Source organism: Thauera linaloolentis 47Lol = DSM 12138 (assembly GCF_000310205.1).
Classification (GTDB): Bacteria; Pseudomonadota; Gammaproteobacteria; order Burkholderiales; family Rhodocyclaceae; genus Thauera; species Thauera linaloolentis.
In genome coordinates this window covers 1-21,635 of the sequence record NZ_AMXE01000043.1, presented here as the reverse complement: position 1 = coordinate 21,635, position 21,635 = coordinate 1, and the positions used below count along the sequence as shown (strand labels likewise).

At 68.1% G+C, this 21,635-nt stretch carries 18 protein-coding genes; 3 read left to right on the top strand and 15 right to left on the bottom strand.

Annotated features, from left to right (window positions below; all coding sequences use genetic code 11):
- Positions 1-122 precede the first annotated feature (122 nt).
- The 11 genes from C666_RS11810 to C666_RS11760 form a co-directional block, all read right to left on the bottom strand.
- Complete coding sequence (locus C666_RS11810; RefSeq protein WP_004339039.1) at positions 123-2,594, bottom strand: TonB-dependent siderophore receptor; 2,472 nt, start codon at positions 2,592-2,594, stop codon at positions 123-125.
- Between the two features lie 113 nt (positions 2,595-2,707).
- Positions 2,708-3,652: a FecR domain-containing protein gene (locus C666_RS11805; protein ID WP_004339038.1), complete on the bottom strand. Its 945-nt coding sequence runs from the start codon at positions 3,650-3,652 to the stop codon at positions 2,708-2,710.
- A complete protein-coding gene (locus tag C666_RS11800; protein ID WP_004339035.1) occupies positions 3,649-4,170 on the bottom strand; it encodes a sigma-70 family RNA polymerase sigma factor in 522 nt (173 codons plus the stop codon). The genes C666_RS11805 and C666_RS11800 overlap by 4 nt, the downstream gene beginning before the upstream one ends.
- Before the next feature lie 284 nt (positions 4,171-4,454).
- Entirely contained in the window at positions 4,455-6,911 is a 2,457-nt protein-coding gene (locus C666_RS11795) for a TonB-dependent siderophore receptor (protein WP_004339031.1), read from the bottom strand.
- Between the two features lie 96 nt (positions 6,912-7,007).
- Positions 7,008-8,006, bottom strand: coding sequence for a FecR family protein (locus tag C666_RS11790; RefSeq protein ID WP_004339029.1), 999 nt, complete (start codon positions 8,004-8,006; stop codon positions 7,008-7,010).
- A gap of 49 nt (positions 8,007-8,055) precedes the next feature.
- Positions 8,056-8,616: a sigma-70 family RNA polymerase sigma factor gene (locus C666_RS11785; RefSeq protein WP_038001596.1), complete on the bottom strand. Its 561-nt coding sequence runs from the start codon at positions 8,614-8,616 to the stop codon at positions 8,056-8,058.
- Positions 8,617-8,701: 85 nt separating this feature from the next.
- Positions 8,702-9,691, bottom strand: coding sequence for an ABC transporter ATP-binding protein (locus C666_RS11780; RefSeq protein ID WP_004339025.1), 990 nt, complete (start codon positions 9,689-9,691; stop codon positions 8,702-8,704).
- Positions 9,688-10,773 (bottom strand): ABC transporter ATP-binding protein, encoded by a 1,086-nt coding sequence (locus C666_RS11775; RefSeq protein ID WP_004339021.1) that lies wholly within the window; start codon positions 10,771-10,773, stop codon positions 9,688-9,690. The genes C666_RS11780 and C666_RS11775 overlap by 4 nt, the downstream gene beginning before the upstream one ends.
- Positions 10,770-11,675 carry an ABC transporter permease gene (locus tag C666_RS11770; protein WP_004339018.1) on the bottom strand — a complete coding sequence of 302 codons (906 nt, stop codon included), beginning with the start codon at positions 11,673-11,675 and terminating at the stop codon, positions 10,770-10,772. Before C666_RS11770 ends, C666_RS11775 begins: the two co-directional genes overlap by 4 nt.
- A gap of 10 nt (positions 11,676-11,685) precedes the next feature.
- Positions 11,686-12,666 carry an ABC transporter permease gene (locus C666_RS11765; RefSeq protein ID WP_004339016.1) on the bottom strand — a complete coding sequence of 327 codons (981 nt, stop codon included), beginning with the start codon at positions 12,664-12,666 and terminating at the stop codon, positions 11,686-11,688.
- Positions 12,667-12,690: 24 nt separating this feature from the next.
- Positions 12,691-14,283 (bottom strand): ABC transporter substrate-binding protein, encoded by a 1,593-nt coding sequence (locus C666_RS11760; protein ID WP_004339015.1) that lies wholly within the window; start codon positions 14,281-14,283, stop codon positions 12,691-12,693.
- 347 nt (positions 14,284-14,630) lie between these two features.
- Between C666_RS11760 and C666_RS11755 the strand changes: the two genes are divergently transcribed.
- The 3 genes from C666_RS11755 (at position 14,631) to C666_RS11745 (ending at position 19,237) form a co-directional block, all read left to right on the top strand.
- Complete coding sequence (locus tag C666_RS11755; protein WP_004339014.1) at positions 14,631-15,017, top strand: DUF2946 domain-containing protein; 387 nt, start codon at positions 14,631-14,633, stop codon at positions 15,015-15,017.
- Between the two features lie 292 nt (positions 15,018-15,309).
- Positions 15,310-17,451, top strand: coding sequence for a TonB-dependent siderophore receptor (locus C666_RS11750; protein ID WP_004339012.1), 2,142 nt, complete (start codon positions 15,310-15,312; stop codon positions 17,449-17,451).
- Positions 17,438-19,237, top strand: a complete 1,800-nt coding sequence (locus C666_RS11745) for an ABC transporter ATP-binding protein/permease (RefSeq protein ID WP_245603966.1) — start codon at positions 17,438-17,440, stop codon at positions 19,235-19,237. The genes C666_RS11750 and C666_RS11745 overlap by 14 nt, the downstream gene beginning before the upstream one ends.
- Here C666_RS11745 and C666_RS11740 read toward each other — a convergent pair.
- The 4 genes from C666_RS11740 to nth all read right to left on the bottom strand — a co-directional run bounded on the left by C666_RS11740 (position 19,219) and on the right by nth (position 21,543).
- On the bottom strand, positions 19,219-19,878 hold the full coding sequence (locus C666_RS11740) for a response regulator transcription factor (protein WP_004339008.1): 660 nt from the start codon (positions 19,876-19,878) through the stop codon (positions 19,219-19,221). The genes C666_RS11745 and C666_RS11740 overlap by 19 nt on opposite strands.
- A gap of 3 nt (positions 19,879-19,881) precedes the next feature.
- Complete coding sequence (locus C666_RS11735) at positions 19,882-20,247, bottom strand: PepSY domain-containing protein (protein WP_004339005.1); 366 nt, start codon at positions 20,245-20,247, stop codon at positions 19,882-19,884.
- Positions 20,248-20,368: 121 nt separating this feature from the next.
- Positions 20,369-20,800, bottom strand: a complete 432-nt coding sequence (locus C666_RS11730) for a DUF1841 family protein (RefSeq protein ID WP_004339003.1) — start codon at positions 20,798-20,800, stop codon at positions 20,369-20,371.
- A gap of 110 nt (positions 20,801-20,910) precedes the next feature.
- On the bottom strand, positions 20,911-21,543 hold the full coding sequence (gene nth / locus C666_RS11725; protein ID WP_004339001.1) for an endonuclease III: 633 nt from the start codon (positions 21,541-21,543) through the stop codon (positions 20,911-20,913).
- Between the last annotated feature and the right edge of the window lie 92 nt (positions 21,544-21,635).

Below are 21,635 nucleotides of genomic sequence, written 5' to 3'. Positions count from 1 at the left end.
GTACGGCAGCACGCCGCGTAGCATGTTTTCCCTGGCGTGTCGGGGCCACGCTCAGGGCATGAGGAGATCCTCGATAGAAAGGAAAACGCACACCGGCGGACGTGCCGGTGCGCCAGCGGAAGTCAGAACGACGTGCGCAGCGTCAACATGTAATTTCTCGGCGTGCCGTAGTAGTTACCGTAGAAATTGTTGGAAATTGCCGCGTAGTAGGTTTTGTCGAAGACATTGCCGATGTTCAAGGCGAGCTGAGTCTCTTTTCCGATTCGGTATTCGACCAAGGCATCCCAGACGCCGTAGCCGGACTGGATGACCTTGTAGTTACCACCAAAATTTGCGTAGTAGCCTTCACTCCATGTCTTGCTTTGGGCTTTGACGCCGGCACCCACGCTCAGCCGCGACCAATCACCCTGGAACTGGTATTTGCCCCACAACTTGAACAGATGCCGGGGAGCTGTCAGCACGTTGTAGGCGGCGCGCGTGGTCTTGTCCTCGTTGTGGTTGTAGGCGTAGCTGGCGGAAAGCTGCAGGCGGGGCAGGATTTCGCCGCTGATCTCGGCCTCGAAGCCCTTGCTGACGACTTCACCCCTGTTGATGTAGCAGCAGCCCAGTCCCACCGGAATCGTGATGTCGTCGTAGGCCGGATCACGGGCAGCTTGTCCCAGGCGTTCCAGCCGATATACGGACAGGGAACCGGTCAGGCGGCCGTCGTATAGATCGCCCTTGAGGCCGATCTCATAATTGCGCCCTTCCATCGGGTCCAGCGGGGCCGTGCTGTTGATCGGGCCTTTGCGCTGATTGGCCTGGGATTTGTAGATCTTGGCCGTGCTGGCGTACAGCGACCAGCTTTTGTTGAAGTCGTACACTGCGCCGAAGTAGGGCGTCAGGATGCCGGATTCGGACCAGTCATCCGTTTCGTCGTCATAGTCGGTATAGCGGCCGCCCAGGACAAGATGGACATCGTCTCGAAGATCGATCTTGAGCCTGGCATAGGCGCCGCTCTGCTTCGTCACCGCCTCTATCGTCGATCCTCCAGAAAGTGATGGTTGAGCAAATGAACCCATGTCTACCTCATGTATGGAGACTCCCGGTGCGTAGAAAACCGTAGAGGGGTTATAGTACTCATAATCGAATTTACGCCTATCCACCCCTACGAGCAGATCGTAGCCAATACCTCGCACACTCCCTCTTCCAGAGATATTCAAATCAAAAGAGGTATTGGTTGTCTTGACATCATCTGCCGTATTAACGATGCGCCTGACGAGATTGGTATTCGGATCAATGGGCTGCACGAATCTCCCGATAACCTGCGAAGTATCGTAGTTCGTCTGGTTTGCGCTGCTCGATACCCGCCAGTTATCGCTCAGCTCATGCTGGATGCTGATGAAGGCATTCGATTTCTCGGCATCTGTCTTCGACCAGGGCGTCAGCCAGTTCGTGCTTCTGGACAGGCCGAGAAAGCGGCCATTGTGATAGGTGGGAAAGCCGCCGCCTTCCGGGACGCCTTCGGATTTCTCATAGCTTCCCCCGAAAGTCAGCAGCGTGCGTTCGCCGATGTCGGCCTCCAGGATGCCGTAGACAAAATCGGTATCCGTCTTGCTGTAGTCGTAGAAGTACCTGCGGTCCTGCTTGGCTGCGACCACGCGCCCGCGCAGCTTGCCGTCAAAGGCCAGCGGCCCGGTCAGGTCGATTTCGCCGCGATAGTCGTCCCAACTGCCGGCTGCCACCGTGGCCTTGCCCTGGAAATGGTCCAGTGGACGCTTGCGCACCAGATTGATCGTGCCGGAAGATTCGCCGACGCCGCTGTACAGGCCATCCGCCCCGCGCAGCACTTCCACATGGTCGTACATGGCGAGATTGGCAATGCTGTTGCCGCCATCGGCAAAGCTGCCGATCGATGAATCGAAATTGCCATCCGTCTGCACATTGGTCATCGCATAACCACGGCTGTAGTAGCGTCCGCCGCTGCCGTTGTACAAATCACCGCCAACCATCACGCCGGGCATCTGCCGCAAGACCTCATCGACCGTCTGCATGCCCTGGTCCTCGATCTGCTGCCGGGTGATGACGCTGACCGATTGGGGAATCCCGCGGATCGCCTGCCCCTTGGCCATCGACATTTCGCGGCTGGCGTAGCTGTTGATGCCTTCGGTAAGCGCGCTGCGCTCGGCCTGCGCTGTGACCGTCACCGTACTCAGTGTTGCCGCAGCCTCCGTCGGCACCCGTTCCAGCCGATACACGCCGCCGCCCAATCCGACGGCCCTGAGCCCGGACCCTTGGAGCAGCCTGGCGAAGCCCCCGGCGGTGCCGTGACGGCCTTGCAGGCCGTGGGTGACGAGCCCGTCGGTGAGCGCGGGGTCGGACGACAGCGTGACCCCGGCCTGCCCGGCGAAGCGGGAAAGCGCCGGGCTGAGCGGCCCGGCCGGGATGGCGTAGTCGCGTGCGTCGGCGGCGGTGGGGGGTGTGGCGCCGGCTTGCGCCTGGGCCGGCGGCGGCATGGTGCTGGCCAGGAACAGGCTGACGATGGCGAGGTGCAGAACCTTGCGGCGGTGTGCGTCGGAGCTTGCTCGCGGCGGACGGGTGTTGCAGCGGATCATGGGGTTCCCCTGTGGAAAACGGTCGTAGAGAAAGCCGCGCGATTTGCGGGTTTCTCTTTGCTTGACCGTCCAGGCGCGCAAAGCGGACAGGGGAAACGGAAATAGTTTCCGCTTCAGCGCGGCACCAGGGTGACCCAGTAGCGGCTGCGGGTTTCGATGCGCAGCGGCAGCGTGGCGGCGAGCGCGTACAGCGCGGCATCGGTGTCGTTGAGCTGGAAGGCGCCGCTGACGGTGAGGCCGGCAAGCTGCGGATCGCAGCGCAGGATGCCGGGGCGGTAGCGCGCCAGTTCGGCGACGAACTCGGGCAACGGCGTTTTTTCGGCGTACAGCACGCCTTCGGCCCAGCCGTCTTGCGTGGACAGGTAGGCGGTGGGCGGGGCGATGCGTCCGGCGTCCATGTCGGCCTGCTGGCCGGCTTCGAGGCGCTGCGTGGCGCCGCTGCCGGTGCTGCGCAGCGCGACGGCGCCGGCGCTTACGGCCACGGTGGCACGGTTGTCGTGCAGGCGCACGCTGAAGCGGGTGCCCAGCGCCTGCGCGGTGCCGTAGGGTGTATGCACGAAAAAAGGCCGGCCGGCGGGGTCCTGTGCGGTGTGAATCTGCAAGGCGCCGCGGTGCAGGACGATGGCGCGCAGGCCGTCCGCGTAGCGGATGTCGGCGGCGCTGCCGCTGTCGAGCCAGAGCTGGCCGCCGTCGGGCAGGGCAAGCTGGCGGCGTTCTCCCGTAGCGGTGCGCTGATCGGCGTACAGGGACGGCAGCGGCGGCGCGAGACGCCAGGTGAGCAGAGCGGCCGGCGTGGCGACCAGCAGCGCCGTCAGCAGGCGGGTGAAGGCCCGTCGGCCGGCGTGGTCTGCCTGGCGCAGGGCTTCCGCCGCCGATGAGCCGCGGGCCAGGCCGAGCGAATGGATGAGTCTTTCGGCGCGCTGCCAGGCACGTTCGTGCTGCGGGTCGGCGGTGCGCCATTGCTGCAGCGCGGCCGCGTCGGCTTCGCCGCTCTGCAGGCGCAGCAGCCATTGCGCGGCTTCTTCTGCGGCGCGAATTTCCGCGGTGGTGGCTTTCATGCGTCAGCGTGCAGGATGCACTGAGTGAGCGCCTGCGCGAGGTAGCGCCTGATGCTGCGCTCGGTGACTTTCAGCGCCTGCGCGGCTTGGGCGTGGGAGCAGCCGTCGAGTTGCACCAGCAGGAAGGCCTCGCGCACCCTGGGTGGCAGTCCGTCGAGCATGACGTCGATCCGCTGCAGGGTCTCGAGCACCATGGCGCGCTGCTCTTCGGAGGGGGCTTCGGGCTCGGGCAGCAGCGCGACGGTTTCCAGCCAGGCGCGTTCCAGCGCCTGCCGGCGTGCCTGATTGATGAGCAGGCGCCGCGCCACGGTGGTGAGGTAGGCGCGCGCTTCGTGCAGCACGCCCAGCGAGCCGGCCCGCTGGGCGCACAGCACGCGCACGAAGGTGTCATGCGCCAGGTCGGCGGCGGCATCGTCGGCGCCGCCCAGTTTGCGCCGCAGCCAGCCGTGCAGCCAGTGGTGGTGCTCGGTGTACAGGGACTCGACGGAAAAGGGAATGGCCCGTTCCTCGGCACTCATGACGCTGCGCTCCTTCGTCCCGACCGATGTGGCGGGGACACCATCGCCGTAAACGGGAATGATTATCGATAAAGGCGCGATTATGCGGCACATGCCGATCTGCCGGCAATGCGCGGACATCAGGTCATGGCAGCAATGCCTCGAACAGCGCGGCGTGGTGGTTATTGGCTGCGGGATGCTGCTGGTCGGCGGACCGGGCATGGCGCTGCAGGCGCAGGGGAATACCGGTATCGAATGTGGAAGGAAAACGGCGCCACAGGGACGCCGTGCTTGGGGGAGGGTGGTTAGAAATTTGCCCGCAGCGTCAGCAAGAAATTACGCGGCTCGCCGAAGTAGCTGTTGTAGAACAAATCGTCCATGTACGAGTAATAGCGCTTGTCGAACACGTTGTTGATATTCAAGGCGGCGGACCAATTGCGGTCGATTTGGTAGGCCACGCGGGCGTTCCAGATCGAGAAACCGCCTTGCTGTGTGATCGTGCTGGTCTCGCGAGCGCTCTGGTAATTCACGCCGGCACTGAAGCGCCATGGGCTCAACTGGCCTGGCAACTGGTAATCCGACCACAGGCGCAGGATGTGCTTCGGCGTGGTGTAGTCGAACGGCTTGCCGATCAGCGTCGAATCGTTGTCGGTCAGGTATTCGTTGCGGTTGTAGGTGTACCCGGCGCTGACTTGCCAGTTCCTGGCCAGATTGCCATGTGCTTCCAGTTCGATGCCCTCGCTGCGCACTTCGCCCGATGCGCGGGAGCACCAGCTGCTCCCGGAACCACCGCAGATGCGCGGTGCGTTGTAATCGGTGATCGCCCGGTTTTCCTGATCGATACGGAATACTGCCAGAGAGGTATTCAGGGCGCCGTCGAACAGTTCGCCCTTGATGCCGACTTCGTAATTGGTGCCGACAATCGGGTCCAGAACTTGCAACTGCGCGTTGGTTGCGGTCTGCGGTTGGAAAATGTCCGTGTAGCTGGCGTACACCGACCATTGCGGCGTCAGCGCATAGACCAAGCCGGCATAAGGGGTCACTTCCCCGCTTTCCTTGGCTTTGGAGCGACTCGTCGATGAGCCGTATGTCGTTGAGTCGTCGCGCTCATACCAACTGGCGCGCGCCCCCAGCACGAGTGTTAGATCATCCGTCAAATGGCTGCGTAACATGCCATAGAAGCCTTTTTGAACAGGCGTTCTCTTAGCGTAGGCCGTTGAGGTTGGCGTGCTGGAGCCCAGCGGCAGCACATGGTTCGTTCCAAAGACGTCATAGGTGACGTGGGGGTACCACTGAGTGTAGCCATCATCCCGCTTCTGCCTGGAATAGTTGGCGCCCAGAACGACATCATGCGCCTTGCCCAATAGCTGGAATTTCCCGCTCAGGTTGGCATCGAAACCCGCGCTGGTCGCACCATAGTCATAGATGTAGCCGATGCCGGGTACCGTATTGCCCCCCACGGGCACTGTTCCATTGACGTTAGATTCGACAGAGTGCCAGTCTTCCTTCACATAAGCACCGGCGATCCTGAGCCGCCAGTCCGCACTGAAGCGATGTTCCAGATCGACGAACAGTTGCGTTTCCTTGCGGTCCGCATGGTTCCAGTCCGCCCCGACGTACGTCGAACGTGAAACATTCAGTGCCTGACCATCGGCGTAGCGGGGGATGCCCTGATACAGCGAGCGATTTCCCTTCAGGCGAGCATGCACCAGCCCGACGCCCAGCGTGGTCTCCGGTGTCAAATCGAAGTCCAGCGCGGCATAGGCATTCAGGTTGCGGTCGCCAAGGGTGTCGACGAAATAACCCCTGTCTTCGTAATCCAGCACCACGCGGCTACGCACCCGTCCTTCCTTGTCCAGGGCGCCGCCGGCTTCCAGGCGCGTGCCGTAGTTATCCCACGAACCGGCACGTGCTTCGACCGAGAAACCCTTGTCCGCCAGCCCGCGCTTGCGCACCACATTGATCGCGCCGGCCGGATTGCCTGCGCCTTCGAGCAGCCCCTGGGCGCCACGCAATACCTCGACGCGGTCGAGATAGGCCGAACTGCCGGCAAAGGTGTTGCCCCAATAGCTGCCGCGCGCCAGCGGAATACCATCGTACTGGATCGTGGTGGTCATGAAACCGCGCGAGTAAATGTCGCTCCCGCCGCCGGGACGTTTGCGCAGCGTGATGCCCGTGGTGTTGGCCAGCACGTCATCCAGGGTGTTCAAGGCCTGGTCATCGATACGTTGGCGGGTAACCACCGTGACGGATTGCGGAATCTCCTTCAACGACCGCGCCCCCTTGAGGATGCTCGCCCCCCGCGCCGCGTAGCTGCCCGTACCCTCGCTGGTCACGCTGTATTCCGCCTGGGCCGTCACCTGCACCGCGCCTAGTACGGTTGGCGAGGCCGGCGCCGCGACGGGCAGCGCACGCAAGGTGTAGCTGCCGCCGGGTTGGGCGACCGCTTCCAGGCCGCTGCCCGCCAGCAGCCGGGTCAGGCCCTCGGCAGGGCCGTGACGGCCTTGCAGGCCGGCGGTGGTCTTGCCTTGGGTGAGCGTGGGGTCGAAGGTGAGTACCAGGCCATGGGCGGCGGCGTACTGGTTGAGCGCGGCGGTGAGCGGGCCGGGAGGGATGTTCTGCGCCGCCTGCTGCTGTCCGGCGCCGGCCTGTGCCAATACCGGTGGGGCATGGAGCACGGCCAGCGCTGCGGAAACGGCCAGGGCCAGCGGCGCGACGCGGCGGGCGGTGGGGGAGGGGGTGGTGCGGGATGGTTTGCTCATGGTGTTCCGTCCGTTGTGAATGGGCTTACCAGTCATGACGGACGAAGCGCGCGGCGGGACAGTGGACCGCGCGCGCCGGCGTGAAAACGCCGCCGTTCAGGCGGGATCGGGCAGGTCGACGATGACCAGCCACGGCGTGTAGTGGCGCACGCGCAGCGACAGGGTGCGGGCCAGCGCGTCCAGCGCGCGGTCGGTGTCGTCGAGCGGGAAGACGCCGGAAACACGGATGCCGGCAAGGGCCGCGGCGTCGTAGCGCAGCAGGCCGGGGCGGTGGCGGCCGAGCGTGAGCAGCACTTCGGACAGGGGCAGGTCGTCCACGATCAACTGCCCGCGCATGCGGGCGTCTTCGGCGGCAGCGTCGATTCCGGTGATCGCGCCCGGGCCGTCGGCGCCGATGCGCACCTGCTGGCCGGGATGCAGCCGCACGCAGCCGGATGCGGGCGGGGCCGCTTGCGCGCAGGCTTCGACGATGGATTCGAGCACGCTCACCATGGTGTTGCCGTCCGCTTCGCGGCGCACGGTGTAGCGGGTGCCGAGGGCGCGCGCGCTGCTTTGCGGGGTTTCGATACTGAAGGGGCGCGGGGCGGCTTGCGTGTCCGCCGCGACTTCGGCCAGCACGCCGCCGCGATGCAGCACGATGCGGCGCTGGCTGCCGTCGTAGCGCAGGTCCACGGCGCTGTCGGAGTCGAGCACGAGGCGGCTGCGGTCGGGCAGTTCGATGCTACGGCGTTCGCCGGTGGCGCTGCGGTGGTCGGCGAGCAGCACGGCGGGCGGGGGGAGGGTGAAGCTTGCGCCGCCAGCCAGCCCGGCGAGCAGCAGGGCGCCGCCCGCCAGGGCACGGCGGCTGCGGCGGGACTTGGGCTTGGGCTGAATGCGGCAGGCGGCGTCGAGCGCGGCCTGCGCGGGGGGGGGCTCGGCGGCGTCGAACTGCTGCCACAACGCCTGCATGCGCTGCCAGGCGAGCTCATGTGAGGGGTGGCGCGCGCGCCAGGCCTTGCAGGCGGCACGGTCAGTGGCGGTGGCCTCGCCCGATTGCAGCAGCAGGTGCCAGTCGGTGGCCTGCTCGATGACCGCGAGGGTGGGTTCGTCCGGCACTGCGGCCGGCCGTGGTGAATCCGTCATTGGCGGGGCGTCGCTCGCGGGCTCAGCCGCCCGGTGCGGCGTACTGCGCGGCATAGCAATGCACCATGGCCTGCGCCACGTACTGCTTCACCATGCTGGTGGAGACGCCCAGGCGCGCGGCGATTTCGCCCTGGGGCAGGCCTTCCAGGCGGTAGAGCAGGAAGGCGGCGCGCGGCTTTTCCGCCAGGCCGTCGAGCATGCGGGCGATGGCGGTGAGGGTTTCGGCCAGTTCGTAGAGCTGCTCCGGCGAGGGGGCGGCGGCTTGTTCGGTGTGCAGCACGGCCTGTGTTTCGAGATAGACGCGCTCGACTTCCTGCCGGCGCGCGTGGTCGATGACGACGCGCGTGGCGGCGGTGGTGAGGAAGGCGCGCGGTTCGTGCAGGCCGCGCAGATCCGGGCCGGTGCCGCGCCGGACGGCGGAGAGGATGCGCACGAAGGTGTCGTGGGCGAAGTCGTCGGCGCGGTGAGCGCAGCCCAGCTTGCGGCGCAGCCAGCCGAACAGCCACTGGTGATGGTCCCGGTACAAGGCTTCCACGGCGTGCTCCGCGGAAGCGGCGGTATTCAGTTCCAGCGGCGAGGACATGGGCGGGACGGTCGAATTCAAAACGATAATCGTTACTATTTTTCTGGATACGCCGGCCGATTGCAAGCCTGCGGCGGGCGGGGCTTCAGCGGGCCGCTTCGTGCAGGTGGCAGGCCGAGCGGCGCCCGGGGGCGATTTCGCGCAGCGCCGGGCGTTCCTCGCGGCAGCGGGCGAATGCGTGCGGGCAGCGCGGGTGGAAGTGGCAGCCGGAGGGCGGCGACAGCGGCGAGGGCAGTTCGCCGCGGATGGCGACGAAGCGTTTCTTCTCGGCCTTCAGCGTGGGCGTGTCGGCCAGCAGGGCCTGGGTGTAGGGATGGGCCGGCGCGGTGAACAGTTCGTCCGCCGGGGCGGTTTCGACGATGCGCCCCAGGTATAGGATGGCGACACGCTCGCACAGGTGTCGCACCACGCCCAGGTCGTGGCTGATGAACAGGTAGGTCAGGCCGAAGCGGCCGCGCAGCTCGCCGAACAGGTTGAGCACCTGCGCCTGCACCGATACGTCCAGCGCGGCCACCGGCTCGTCGCAGATCAACAGCTCGGGCTTCACCGCCAGCGCGCGGGCGATGCCGATGCGCGCGCGCTGGCCGCCCGAGAACTGGTGCGGGAAACGGCCCGCCGCGCCGGGGTCGAGCCCGACCTGGCGCAGCAGGCCGGCGACGTATTCCGCTTGTGCGGCGCGTTCGACCAGCCCGTGCGTGCGCGGCGCCTCGGCGATCAGCTCGCCCACCCGCATGCGCGGGTTCAGCGAGGCGGATGGGTCCTGGAACACCATCTGGATGCCGTGCGCGGCCATCGGCCCGGCGTCGATCCGTTCGCCGCGCCACAGGCGGCAGCCTTGGTCTGGCCGCAGCAGGCCGGCGGCGACGCGGCCGAGGGTGGATTTGCCGCTGCCGGATTCGCCGACCAGGCCGAGCACTTCGCCGGCGCGGATGTCCACGTCGACGCCGTCCAGGGCCCGTACGCGGGCGGGCGGCGGCAGCCAGCCGAGGCGCATGCCGAGCCGTTCGAGCCAGTCCGGCCGCGGACCGAAGTGCTTGTGGATGCCGTGCAGGGCGAGCAGCGGCGGGGGGCTCATGGGCGGGCCTCCGCATGCGCGGCGGGGCCGGGCAGCGCCGCGCCCGGCGGCAGCGGATGCCAGCACAGTACCGTCTGGCCCGGGGCTGCTTCGACCCGCGGCGGTGTCTGCATACAGTGTTCGTCCGCGCGCGCGCAGCGGGGGCGGAACGCACAGCCGGCCGGCAGCGCCGCCAATGGCGGTGCGCTGCCGGGAATCTGGCGCAGCGCTTCGCCGCGCCGATGGCCGCGTGCCAGTGCGGCGGCGGGCGTGGCGTCGAGCAGGCCGCGCGTGTAGGGGTGGGCGGGGCGCTCCAGCACTTGCGCGGTGCTGCCTTGCTCGACGATGCGGCCGGCGTACATCACGCAGAGGCGGTCGGCCAGCCCGGCCACGACCGACAGGTCGTGGGTGATCCAGATCAGCCCGGTGCCGGCTTCGCGGCACAGGGTCTGCATCTCGTACAGGATCTGCGCCTGGATGGTGACGTCGAGTGCGGTGGTGGGTTCGTCGGCGATGATCAGGTCGGGCTGGTTGAGCAGCGCGATGGCGATCGCCACGCGCTGGCGCATGCCGCCGGAGAGCTGGTGTGGGTAGCTGCGCAGGCGCTCGGCGGCGGCCGGGATGCCGACGCGTTCGAGCGTGTCGAGCGCGCGCGCCAGCGCCTCGGCGCGGCCGACGCGGCGGTGCGCGAGCACGGTCTCTACCATCTGGGTGTCGATGCGCAGCACCGGGTTCAGCGTCAGCATCGGGTCCTGGAAGATCATCGCGATACGGTCGCCGCGCAAGGCCTGCCAGTCCTTCGCCGGCAGGCCGCGCAGCTCATGGCCGCGCAGGCGCACCGAGCCGGCGGCGATGTAGCCGGGCGGGTCGACGAGATCGATCAGCGAATAGCCGGTCATCGATTTGCCGCAGCCGGACTCGCCGACCAGCCCCAGCACTTCGCCCGTGGCCAGTTCGAAGCTCAGGTCGTCGACCGCGGCCACCTCGCCGCCGCGCGTGCGGAAGCGGGTGCTGAGGTGCTCGACGCGCAACAGCGGTTCGGCACCGCCCGTGGTGGTGGGCGCGGCAGGCGAGGTGGGGGCGGGAGGGGCGATCGGTTTCATTGCGGTTGCAGGCGCGGGTTGAGGATTTCGCGCAGGCGGTCGGCGACCAGGTTGAGGGCGACGATGGTCAGCAACAGGGCCACGCCGGGGAACACGCTCATCCAGTAGCGGCCGGAGTACAGGTATTGGAAGCCGTTGGCGATCAGCAGGCCCAGCGAGGGCTCGGTGACCGGCAGCCCCAGGCCGAGGAAGGACAGCGTGGCTTCCAGCGCGATGGCCGCCGCGACCTGCAGCGCGGCCACCACGATGAGCGGCGGCAGACAGTTGGGCAGCAGGTGGCGGAACAGGATGCGCGGCGTGGACAGCCCCAGCAGGCGCGCCGCCTCGATGTATTCCCGGCGTCCCTCTACCAGCGCCGCGCCGCGCGTGGTGCGCGCGTAGTAGGCCCATTGCGAGGCCACCAGGGCGATGACGATCTTGTCCGTGCCCTGGCCGAACAGCGCCAGCAGGATCATCGCGGTGAGGATCGCCGGGAAGGACATCTGGATGTCCACTGCGCGCATCACGAAGGCATCCACGCGCCCGCCCGCATAGCCGGCCACCAGCCCGAGCGACATGCCCAGCGCCAGCGCCAGCAGCGTGGCGCTGAAGCCGACCGCGACGCTGATGCGCAGGCCGTGGAGGATGGCCGACAGCATGTCGCGGCCCTGGCCGTCGGTGCCCAGCAGGTAGGTCAGGGTGCCGTCGGCGCTGGGGCTGCCCGGCGGCAGGCGCGAATCCATGATGTCCAGCGTCGCCAGGTCGTAGGGGTTCTGCGGCGCGATCCAGGGCGCGGCCAGCGCGGCCGCCACGATCAGCAGCAACAGCGCCAGCCCGCCGAGCGCCAGCGCACTGCCGGCGTAGGCGCGGGCCAGCGCGCGCCAGCCGCCGGAGGCTTCCGTCGGTAGTGCGGGAGAGGTCATCGCGCCGCCCTCATGCCGCCTGCCCGCCGGCGAGGCGCACGCGCGGATCGAGCGCGGCGTAGATGAGGTCCACCGCCAGGCTGATCAGCGTGTAGATGAACACGATCAGCAGCAGATAGGCGACCACCACCGGGCGGTCGAGCTGGGTGATGGAGTCCAGCAGCAGCTTGCCGATGCCGGGCCAGGCGAAGATGGATTCGGTGACGACCGAGAACGCGATCAGCGTGCCGAATTCCAGGCCGACCACGGTGACCACCGGAATCATGATGTTCTTCAGCACATGCACGCCGACGATGCGCCGCGCCGGCAGGCCCTTGGCGCGGGCAAAGCGCATGTAGTCCTGCAGCAGCGCCTCGCGCGTGCCGCTCTGCGTCAGGCGGATCACCAGCGCGAGCTTGAACAGCGCCAGGTTGACGGCGGGCAGCAGCAGATGGCGCCAGCCGCCGGGGGCGAGCAGCGACCATTCCAGGCCAAGGAATTCGCGCGTCGGCCCGCGCCCGCCCGACGGCAGCCAGCCCAGGTGCACCGAGAACAGCATGATCAGCATCAGCCCGACCCAGAAGGTGGGCAGCGAAAACCCCAGGATCGAGCCCGCCATGACCGTGCGCCCGCCGAAGCTGTCCGGCCGCAGCCCGGCCCACAGGCCGAGCGGGATGCCGAGCAGCACCGCGATCAGCAGCGCGCTGACGGCCAGTTCCAGCGTCGCCGGCAGGCGCTGCACGATCAGATGCAGCGCCGGCGTGCCGTGCAGGAAGGAAATGCCCAGGTCGCCTTGCAGCGCGTTGGCGAGAAAGCGCCAGTACTGCACCCACAACGGCTGGTCGAGCCCCAGCGCCGCAGCCACGCGGGCGGTGTCGGCTGCGGTGGCCTGCGGATCGACCAGCATGTCGAGCGGGTTGCCGATGGCGTAGACGCCGACGAACACCAGCAGTGACATGACGAACAGCACCTGCGCGGCCTGCAGCAGGCGGCGCAGCAGGAACAGGGTCATGCGGCAGCTCCGCTGCGGCCTTCCTCAACGCGCACTGCGGATTTCGTGCGCAAAGGTGAACTCGTCGATGCGGCCGTCGTAGGCGAAGCCCTTGCGCAGCCCCCAGGTGGCGAGCTGGTGGTGAGAGGGGATCACCGCCAGGTCGGCCAGCGCCGCGCCGGCCGCGTCGCGTGCAAAGCGCTCGCGTTCGGCCGGTTCGACCGCCGCCAGCGCGCGGGAAACCAGTTCGTCGACTTTCGGGTTGCTGTACTTGCCCCAGTTCCAGGTGCCCCAGCCGGTGTCCGGGTCGGGCGTGCCGGCGATGGCACGCAGCGTGAAGTCCGCCGCCAGCGAACCCCAGCCGAGCAGGGCGAAGCTGTACTCGTGCGCGCGCGCCTTGCCGAAGTAGGTGGCCACCGGCTGGGTGTCCACCTTGGTCTTGATGCCGATGCGGTTGAGGAACTGCGCCACCGTCTGCACCACCTGCTCGTCGTTGATGTAGCGGTTGTTGGTGCCGTGGATGGTGAGCGAGAAGCCGTCCGGATAGCCCGCTTTGGCGAGCAGCTTCCTGGCGCCCGCGGGGTCGTAGGTGTCCATCGGGATGGCGTCGTTGTAGCCGAAGATGCCCGGCGCGTTGATGTTGGAGGCCGGCACGGCCAGCCCTTCCAGCGTGCGGTCCACCAGCGCCTGGCGGTTGATGGCCTTGGAGATGGCCTGGCGCACGCGCAGATCCTTGAGCGGGTTCTTGGCCAGCGGCTTGCCGGCGTGGTCGGTGATGAAGGGGCTCTGGTCGCGGAACTGGTCGAGCTGCCAGAACAGCGTGCGCCAGGTGGTGTGCTGGGCGAGCGTGACCTGGGGGTTGGTCTTGAGGCGGGCGAGATCGGCGGCGGGCACGTTCTCGATCACGTCCACGTCGCCGGCCAGCAGCGCGGACAGGCGCGGCGCGCCGGAGGCGAGGATGCGGAAGGTGACCTTGTCCCACTCCGGGCGCTTGCCCCAGTAGCGCTCGTTGCGCGTGACCTCGATGCGCTCGCCCTTGCGGAAGGCGGCGAACTTGAACGGGCCGGTGCCGATCAGCGCCTTGCCGCTGTTAAAGTCCTCGGTGGCGGCGTTTTCGGCGGCCTTCTTCGACACCACGTAGATCGAGATCAGGTCCAGCGGCAGCGGGCCGTAGGCCGAGGCGGTGTGCAGGTGCACGGTATGCGCGTCGATGGCCTCTTTCTTGATGATCTGGTTGGTGTAGCTGGTGAAGGGGCCGGGGCTGTTCTTGATGGTGGCGGGACGGTCGAGCGAGAACACCACGTCCTCGGCGGTGAGCGGGGTACCGTCGGAGAACACCACGCCCTGGCGCAGCTTGAATTCCCAGGTGGTCGGCGACAGCGCACGCCAGCTTTCCGCCAGCCCCGGCACCAGTTTGCCCTTGGCGTCGGATTTCACCAGGGTGTCGAAGACGTGGTCGGAAAAGGCGATGTTCGGCGCGATGTTGACGAAATGCGGGTCGAGCGAGGTGACGTCGGACGACAGGCCGATGCGCAGATCGGCGGCCCAGGCGGGCAGCAGGGCGCCGGCCAGCGCGGCGCCGAGCAGCAGGCGCGGGAGGAAGGGCGAACGGCGGGGCGGTGCAGCATGCTGGGGCATGGACGAGTCTCCTGGCGAGTGCGGGCGGGGCGCACGGACGGGGCCCTGCCCTTGCGGGGCGGAAGCCTGAATGCGTTCGTATTATCCGTTGCCGGCGCAAGGGGCGGAACGATGAAATGTTGGCTTGCTTATGCTAGCGCATGCATCGCCGCGCGCGCAGCCGGGGCTGTGCGCGCCTTCGGGGGGGCCTCGGCGAGGGCGGGCGCCAGGGGGCCGGCCATCCTGGCCGTGGCGGGACGTGCGTCAGCCTGTCGCAGGGGAGGGGCGGTATGCCGCAAGCCGGGCGTATGATCCTGCCGCGTCCGAGGTTTTCGTCCGCCCGGGTTTCTCACTGGCTCGCCCATTCCATGTTCCGCAAGGCCATTCGACTCCGTCTTGCCGCGCGCATCGCCATTTTCGCGGTGCTGCTCGGTGCGCTGATGCCGACCTTCGGCAGGGCGCTGCTTGCGGGCGGGAACATGGACGCCGCGTGGATGGAAGTCTGTACCGCCGAGGGCATGATCCAGATGTCCATCGACGGCGCAGGCGAGGACGGCGGCACGGCGGGTCTGCTCGAAGCCTGCGCCTACTGCTGCCCGCATGCCGGCGCCTTCGGCCTGCCTCCCGTGGTGCTGCAGGGCGGGCCGTTCGCTGCCCGCGAGCCCGATGTCCACGCGCTGTATCCGGTCGAAGCGCCGTATTCGCTGAATCCGTGGGCGCCGCTTCAGCCCCGCGCGCCTCCCTTGCCGGCCTGACCCCGCCCTGAGCCTGTTCCGCCCGCGTGGCGGCAAGGCCACCCCGTCTTTGCGCTGCGCCACGCCCACGCTTGCGCGCACGCCTTCTCGTTCCGGCCGGCGCCATGCCGTTCGGAAACAGCCAGGGCATGGGTTTCTCCTTCGATTGATCTGTCGGCGGGTGTCGTCGGCCCGGCGCGTTCCCGCGTCCGGCCGGTGCGCCCCGGATGTTCCCCGCCGCCCGTTCCACGGATGCGTTGCGCCCCGCCGGGGCGAGCGTCCGCCTGAACACGATGAATGAGGTCATGGCTTGATGAAGCGAGTAATCGGATTCGACCGCGCGCGTGTCGCGCCCCGCCCCGCCGTGCTGGCGCTTGCGGTTTCCACCCTGTTTTCCGCCGCGGCCCGGGCGGAGCCCCCACCGGCGGATACCCGCCTCGAAGCGGTCGTGGTGACGAGCCCGGAGGAAGGGCGCTACGTGAGCAAGGCCGCGGTCGGCGGCAAGGAGCCGGCGACCCTGCGGGAAATCCCGCAGTCGGTGTCGGTGATCACCCGGCAGCGGATCGAGGACCAGAACCTGGGCACGGTGGCCGACGCGCTCAACCAGGTCACCGGCGTGACCGTGGTTTCCAACGACACGACCCAGAGCCAGTACCGCTCGCGCGGCCATTCCCTGGGCATCACCCATGACGGCATCCCTTCCTACAATGCGCTGTCCGGCTACCAGCAGCTGGACCTGGCGGTGTATGAGCGGGTCGAGGTGCTGCGCGGCCCGGCCGGCGTCTTCTTGGGGACAGGCGAACCCGGCGGCGTGGTCAACCTGGTGCGCAAGCGGGCGCAGAAGGCGTTCGCGGCGTCGGGCAGCCTGTCGGCCGGCTCGTGGAACAACTACGGTCTCCAGGCGGACATCACCGGCCCGCTCAACGAGGACGGCTCGGTGCGGGCGCGGGCGGTGTTCTCGGCCACCGACCGGGAATACTTCTACGATCGCACCGACACGCGCAAATTCGTCGGCTACGCCACGCTCGACTGGGACATCACCCCGGCCACCACGTTGTCGCTGGCCGCGACGCTCCAGGACGACGAGACCGATGCGCCGTACATGGGCCTGCCGGCCTGGGCCAGCGGCGGCCTGCTCAAGGCCTCCCGTTCCACCAATCCCTACCCGGACTGGAACCGCTACGAGTGGAACACCAAGGATTTCCAGGCCGATCTGACGCGCCGCTTCGACAGCGGCTGGAGCGCCACGGTCAAGCTGAGCCGGCGCGACCAGGACTTCTACTTCAAGGACAGCTACCCGACCACCGGCGTCGACCCGGTCGCCCATACCGTGAATTACGGTCGCCGGGTGCGCGACTACAATTACACGCGCGACGCGGTCGATGTCTTTCTCTCCGGCCCGTTCCGCCTGTTCGGCCGCGAGCACCGGGCCTTGTTCGGCTACAACCGCGACAGCCTGTTGTCGGCCTACGACGGGGTGAACGCGCCGGCGGTGGCGGGGGTGCCGTTCGGGCGCCACGATCTGGTGCCGGAGTTCGACCTGCCTTACACCCTCGGCGCCGAAACGGAGACCCGCCAGAGCGGCTATTACGGGCAGCTCAGGCTCAGCCTTGCCGATCCGCTGACGGTTTCGATCGGTGCGCGGGTGAGCGATTTCCGCGTGCGTTCGCGCAGCGTGGCGCCGGCCACGCCGACGGCCTGGGCGACCAGCGCCAACAAGACCGACGGCGAGGTCACGCCCTACGCCGGCGTGGTGTTCGACCTGAACCCGCAGGTCTCCCTGTATGCCAGTTACAGCGACATCTTCATTCCGCAGAGCCAGAACAAGTCCGGCGGCGGAACGCTGGACCCGCGCGTCGGCAAGCAGTACGAGATCGGCGCCAAGGGCGAGTTCTTCGACGGCAAGCTGAATGCCGCGCTCACGCTGTTCAAGCTGCGCGACGAAAACCGCGCTTACGAGGATATCCCGGACAATCCCGGCTTCTACCTCAACGCGGGCAAGGTCGAAAGCAAGGGCTGGGAGGCCGAGGTGGCAGGCAGCCCGGCGCCGGGCTGGGACGTCTCGGCCGGCTATACCCGGCTCGACACCCGGTACCTGAAGGACCGCAACAACCAGGGCCTGCCGCTCACCACCTGGGAGCCGAAGCACATGCTCAAGCTGTGGGGCGTGCGCCGCTTCGACAGCGGGCCGCTGGCCGGCTTCAGCATCGGCCTGGGCGCCAGCTACCTGAGCGAGACCACGGCCGGCAGCGGTACCTGGGCCGTGCGCAGGCAGGGCGGCTACACCGTGGCCAATGCGCTGCTGTCCTACCGCATCGACAAGCACCTGACGCTGGCCCTGAACGCCAACAACCTGTTCGACAAGAGCTATTACACTCGCCTGGGGGGCCTCAATACCTACAATTCCTACGGCGAGCCGCGCAATTTCGCGCTGACGCTGCGTGCCCAGTACTGAAACCGTGCTGCCGGGGGAGGCTTCCCCGCTGGCGCGGCAGCCGGCCCGCCCCGGGGGCCTGCCGCTGCGCCAGCGCGCCGCTGCGGTGTGGCGCCTGCTCAGGCCGTACTGGGTGTCGGAAGACCGCTGGCGGGCGCGGGCGCTGCTTGCGCTGGTCATCGGCACCGATCTGCTGCGCACCTATGTCGCGGTGCGCGTCAATTACTGGCAGCGGGATTACTGGGATGCCCTGGCCGCCCATGACGTGAATGCGTTCTGGCAGCTGATGTGGGTGTTCCTGGTGATCATCTGCTTCAGCAGCGTGTTCGACACCGCGCGCATCTGGTTCTTCCAGGCGCTGGAAATGCGCTGGCGGGCATGGCTGACGGAGGTGTTCGTCGGCCGCTGGCTGGACGGCGAGGCCTACTACCGCATCGCGCGCGGCGGAGGCGTGGACAACCCCGACCAGCGCATCGGCGAGGATCTGCAGATCATGGCGAGCGACAGTCTGCGCCTGTCGCTGGGCATGCTCGACAGCCTGGTCAAGCTGTTCTCGTACTCGGTCATCGTCTGGAGCCTGTCGGGCAGCCTGTCCTTCGCCCTGGGCGGGGTCGGCATCGAGATTCCCGGCTACATGCTGTGGGTCGCGGTGCTGTACGCGCTGTCCGGCTCGCTGCTGCTGGAGAGGATCGGCCATCCGCTGGTGCGCGTGGATTACCACCAGCAGCGCTGCGAGGCGCATTTCCGCTACCTGATGATGCGGGTGCGCGAGAACGCCGAGCAGATCGCGTTCTACTCCGGCGGCCGAGCCGAGAGCGTGCGCCTGCGCGCGGCCTTCCTGGCCGTGCGGGAAAACTGGCGGCGCATCATGGACTACACCAAGCGCATCACGCTGTTCCACGAGAGCTACATCGAGATCGGCGCCTTCCTGCCGCTGCTGATCATCGGCCCGCGCTACTTTGCCGGGGAGATCACGCTGGGAGCGGTGCAGCAGCTGACGCTGTCCTTCTCGCGCGTGCGCGGCGCCTTGTCGTGGTTCATCTTCGCCTACAAGGATCTGGCCCTGTTGCGCTCGGTGTTCCAGCGCCTGCTGGAGTTCGAGGCGGCGATGGCGCGGCGCGAAGAAGGCGGCATCGCCCGGGTGCGCGGCATGCGGCCCGGCGTGCTGCGGGTGAGCGCGCTGACGCTACAGCGGCCCGACGGCACGCCGCTGGCGTGCATCGGCGACCTGGAACTGCGCCCCGGCGAGCGCTGGCTGGTCCGCGGGCATTCCGGTGCAGGCAAGAGCACCCTGCTGCGCGCGCTGGCCGGATTGTGGCCGCACGGCAGCGGCGAGATCGCGATGCCGCCGGGCAGGGCGATGTTCCTGCCGCAGCGGAGCTATCTGCCGGTGGGTTCGCTGCGCGCCTGCCTGTGCTATCCGAGCGACGAGCAGTGGTTCGGCGTCGGCGAATGCCTGGAGGTGCTGGACGCTGCCGGCCTGGGCGGACTGGCCGCAGAGCTGGAGGTGTGCGACGACTGGGCCGGGCGCCTGTCGCCCGGCGAGCAGCAGCGCCTGGCCTTCGCGCGCCTGTTCCTGCACAAGCCCGACTGGGTGTTCCTGGATGAATCCACCGCGTCGCTGGATGCCCGCAACGAAAGCCGCCTGTACGAAGCTCTCATCCGGCGCCTGCCCGGGGCGTCGGTCGTCAGTGTCGGCCACCGGGCGGGCCTGGAGCGCTTTCATGCGCATGCGCTGGAAATCGGTGCAGACGGAGCGGCCTGCATCCGGCCGCGGCCGGAGGGCGCTCAAGGAATGAACACGTAGCCCTGGCCGCGCCGCGTTTCGATGCAGGCGGCGCCGAGCAGGCTGCGCAGGCGGCGCACGTAGACCTCGATGACGTTGCTGTCGTGTTCGGCGTCGTAGCCATACACGTGCTCGTACAGCCGCGTCTTGGACAGCAGCTCTTGCGGGTGGCGCATGAAATAGCGCAGCAGGCGAAACTCGGTGGCGGTCAGCGCCTGTTCGCCGCCGTCGTCGCCGCACAGGCATTGGCGCGCCTCGTCGAGCCGCCAGGGGCCGCTGCGCAGCTCCAGCGCCGGCATCGACGCGCTGCGGCGCAGCAGGGCCTGCAAGCGGGCGAGCAGTTCCTCGATGTGGAAGGGCTTGCCCAGATAGTCGTCGGCGCCGGCCTGCAGGCCCTCCACACGTTCGGCCCAGCCGTTGCGGGCGGTGAGGATCAGCACCGGCAGGCGGCTACCGGCGGCGCGCCATTCGCGCAGCACGGCGAGGCCGGGCTTGCCGGGCAGGCCCAGGTCGAGCACCGCCGCATCGTAGGGTTCGGTGGCGCCGAGGTGGGCGCCGTCGATGCCGTTGTCGGCGACATCGACGGCGTAGCCTGCGTGTTCGAGCCGGACGCGCAGGCGTTCGCCCAGGTCGGCATCGTCTTCGACGACGAGCAGGCGCATGGCTTACTTGGTTTCGCGGCGCAGGACTTCGCCGCTGGCGGCGTCGATGTCGAGCTTGTGTACGCGGTCGTTGGTGTCGATGATCTTGACCTCGTAGACGTAGCTGCCGCGTTCTCGGTCGAGCTCGACTTCGACGACCTGGCCCGGCTGCGCGGCGCGGCTGCGGGTGAGGATGTCTTCCATCGGCAGGATCTTGCCGCTTTCGCGCAACTGGCGGACTTCGCTCGCGCGGGCGCGGTCGTCCGAGGCGTGGGCGGCGGCGGGCTGCAGGCCGGTGGCGGCCAGCGTGGCGATGGCGAGGCTGGTGACGGCGGCGGCGATGGCCTGGCGGATGCGGGACGGCGGGATGGGGGCTTGGCGTGTGTGCATGATGGACTCCTTGGTCGGGGATGTGTCCGGAGGGGACGCGTGCAGTATCGCCGCGCGTGGCTGAAGCGAAGCTGAACGCCGACGCGCCCGCTGCTTCGGTTCCGCCGCGCCGCCTCCGGCCTCAGCCGATGCCGGCCTTCTTCTTCAGGCTGGCGACGTAGGCCAGGCCGTCGGGCTGGGTGCCGCTGCGCTGGGCGTCGAACAGGGCCTCGCCGAGGCATTCCAGCGCATCGTGCATGGCGTCGTGGCGGTTGCCGCGGTGGGCACAGGCCGCTTCGAACGCGGCGCGGATGCCCGGTGGCTGGTCGATGGACAACTGCTCCTCGATCGCCAGGTGCAGCGACAGGTGGAGGAAGGGGTTGATGCCGCCGTCCTCGGGGGTGAAGTCGCGGCCGATGGCGTCCGGGTCCTCGACGATGGGGTGGTATTCGGGGTGGTGGCCGATGAGGTCGGCGGCGATGGTTTCCATCGGCGTCAGCACTTCGCGCGCGCGGTGCTTGCGCCAGGCCTCGATGAAGAAGCTGCGGACCTGGTCGCGGCTGGGGTTGAACATGGGGGCTCCAGGGAGGGCGTTCCGGCTGGGAACGGGTCGTGTCAGTCGGGGGATGCGGTGGGTTCGAGTGGGGATCGGCGGTGTCGGTTCTCCGGTGTCGCGCGGCCCGCTCAGGCGGTCTTGTCGCGGAACAGGCACAGGTCGCGCACGATGCACTGCCCGCACTTGGGGCTGCGCGCGGTGCAGACGTAGCGGCCGTGCAGGATCAGCCAGTGGTGGGCGTCGAGCAGGTAGTCCTCGGGCACGCGCCGCATCAGGGCCTTTTCCACCTCCACGACGTCCTTGCCGGGCGCGAGCCCGGTGCGGTTGGAGAGGCGGAAGATGTGGGTATCGACCGCCATCACCGGCTGGCGGAACACGGTGTTGAGCACGACGTTGGCGGTCTTGCGGCCGACGCCGGGCAGGGCCTCGAGCGCGACGCGATCGGCCGGGACTTCGCCGCCGTGGCGCTCGAGCAGCAGGCGCGACAGCGCCAGCGTGTTCTTGGCCTTGTTGCGGAACAGGCCGATGGTCTTGATGTGTTCGGTGATGCCGGTTTCGCCCAGCGACACCATCGCCTCGGGCGTCGGCGCGTCGGCGAACAGCTTGCGCGTGGCGATGTTGACGCCGCGGTCGGTGGCCTGTGCGGACAGCACCACGGCCACCAGCAGTTGATAGGGCGAGGCGTATTCCAGCTCGGTCTGCGGCTGGGGGTTGGCGTCGTGCAGGCGGCGGAAGAATTCCCGGATCGCTTCGCGTTTCATCGTTGCCATGGCGTCAGTTCATCGTTGCGGGTTCGGCGCGCGCCGCGTCCTCGCCGGCCGGCGCAGCGGGCGGGCGCCGGCGCGCGCGCCCG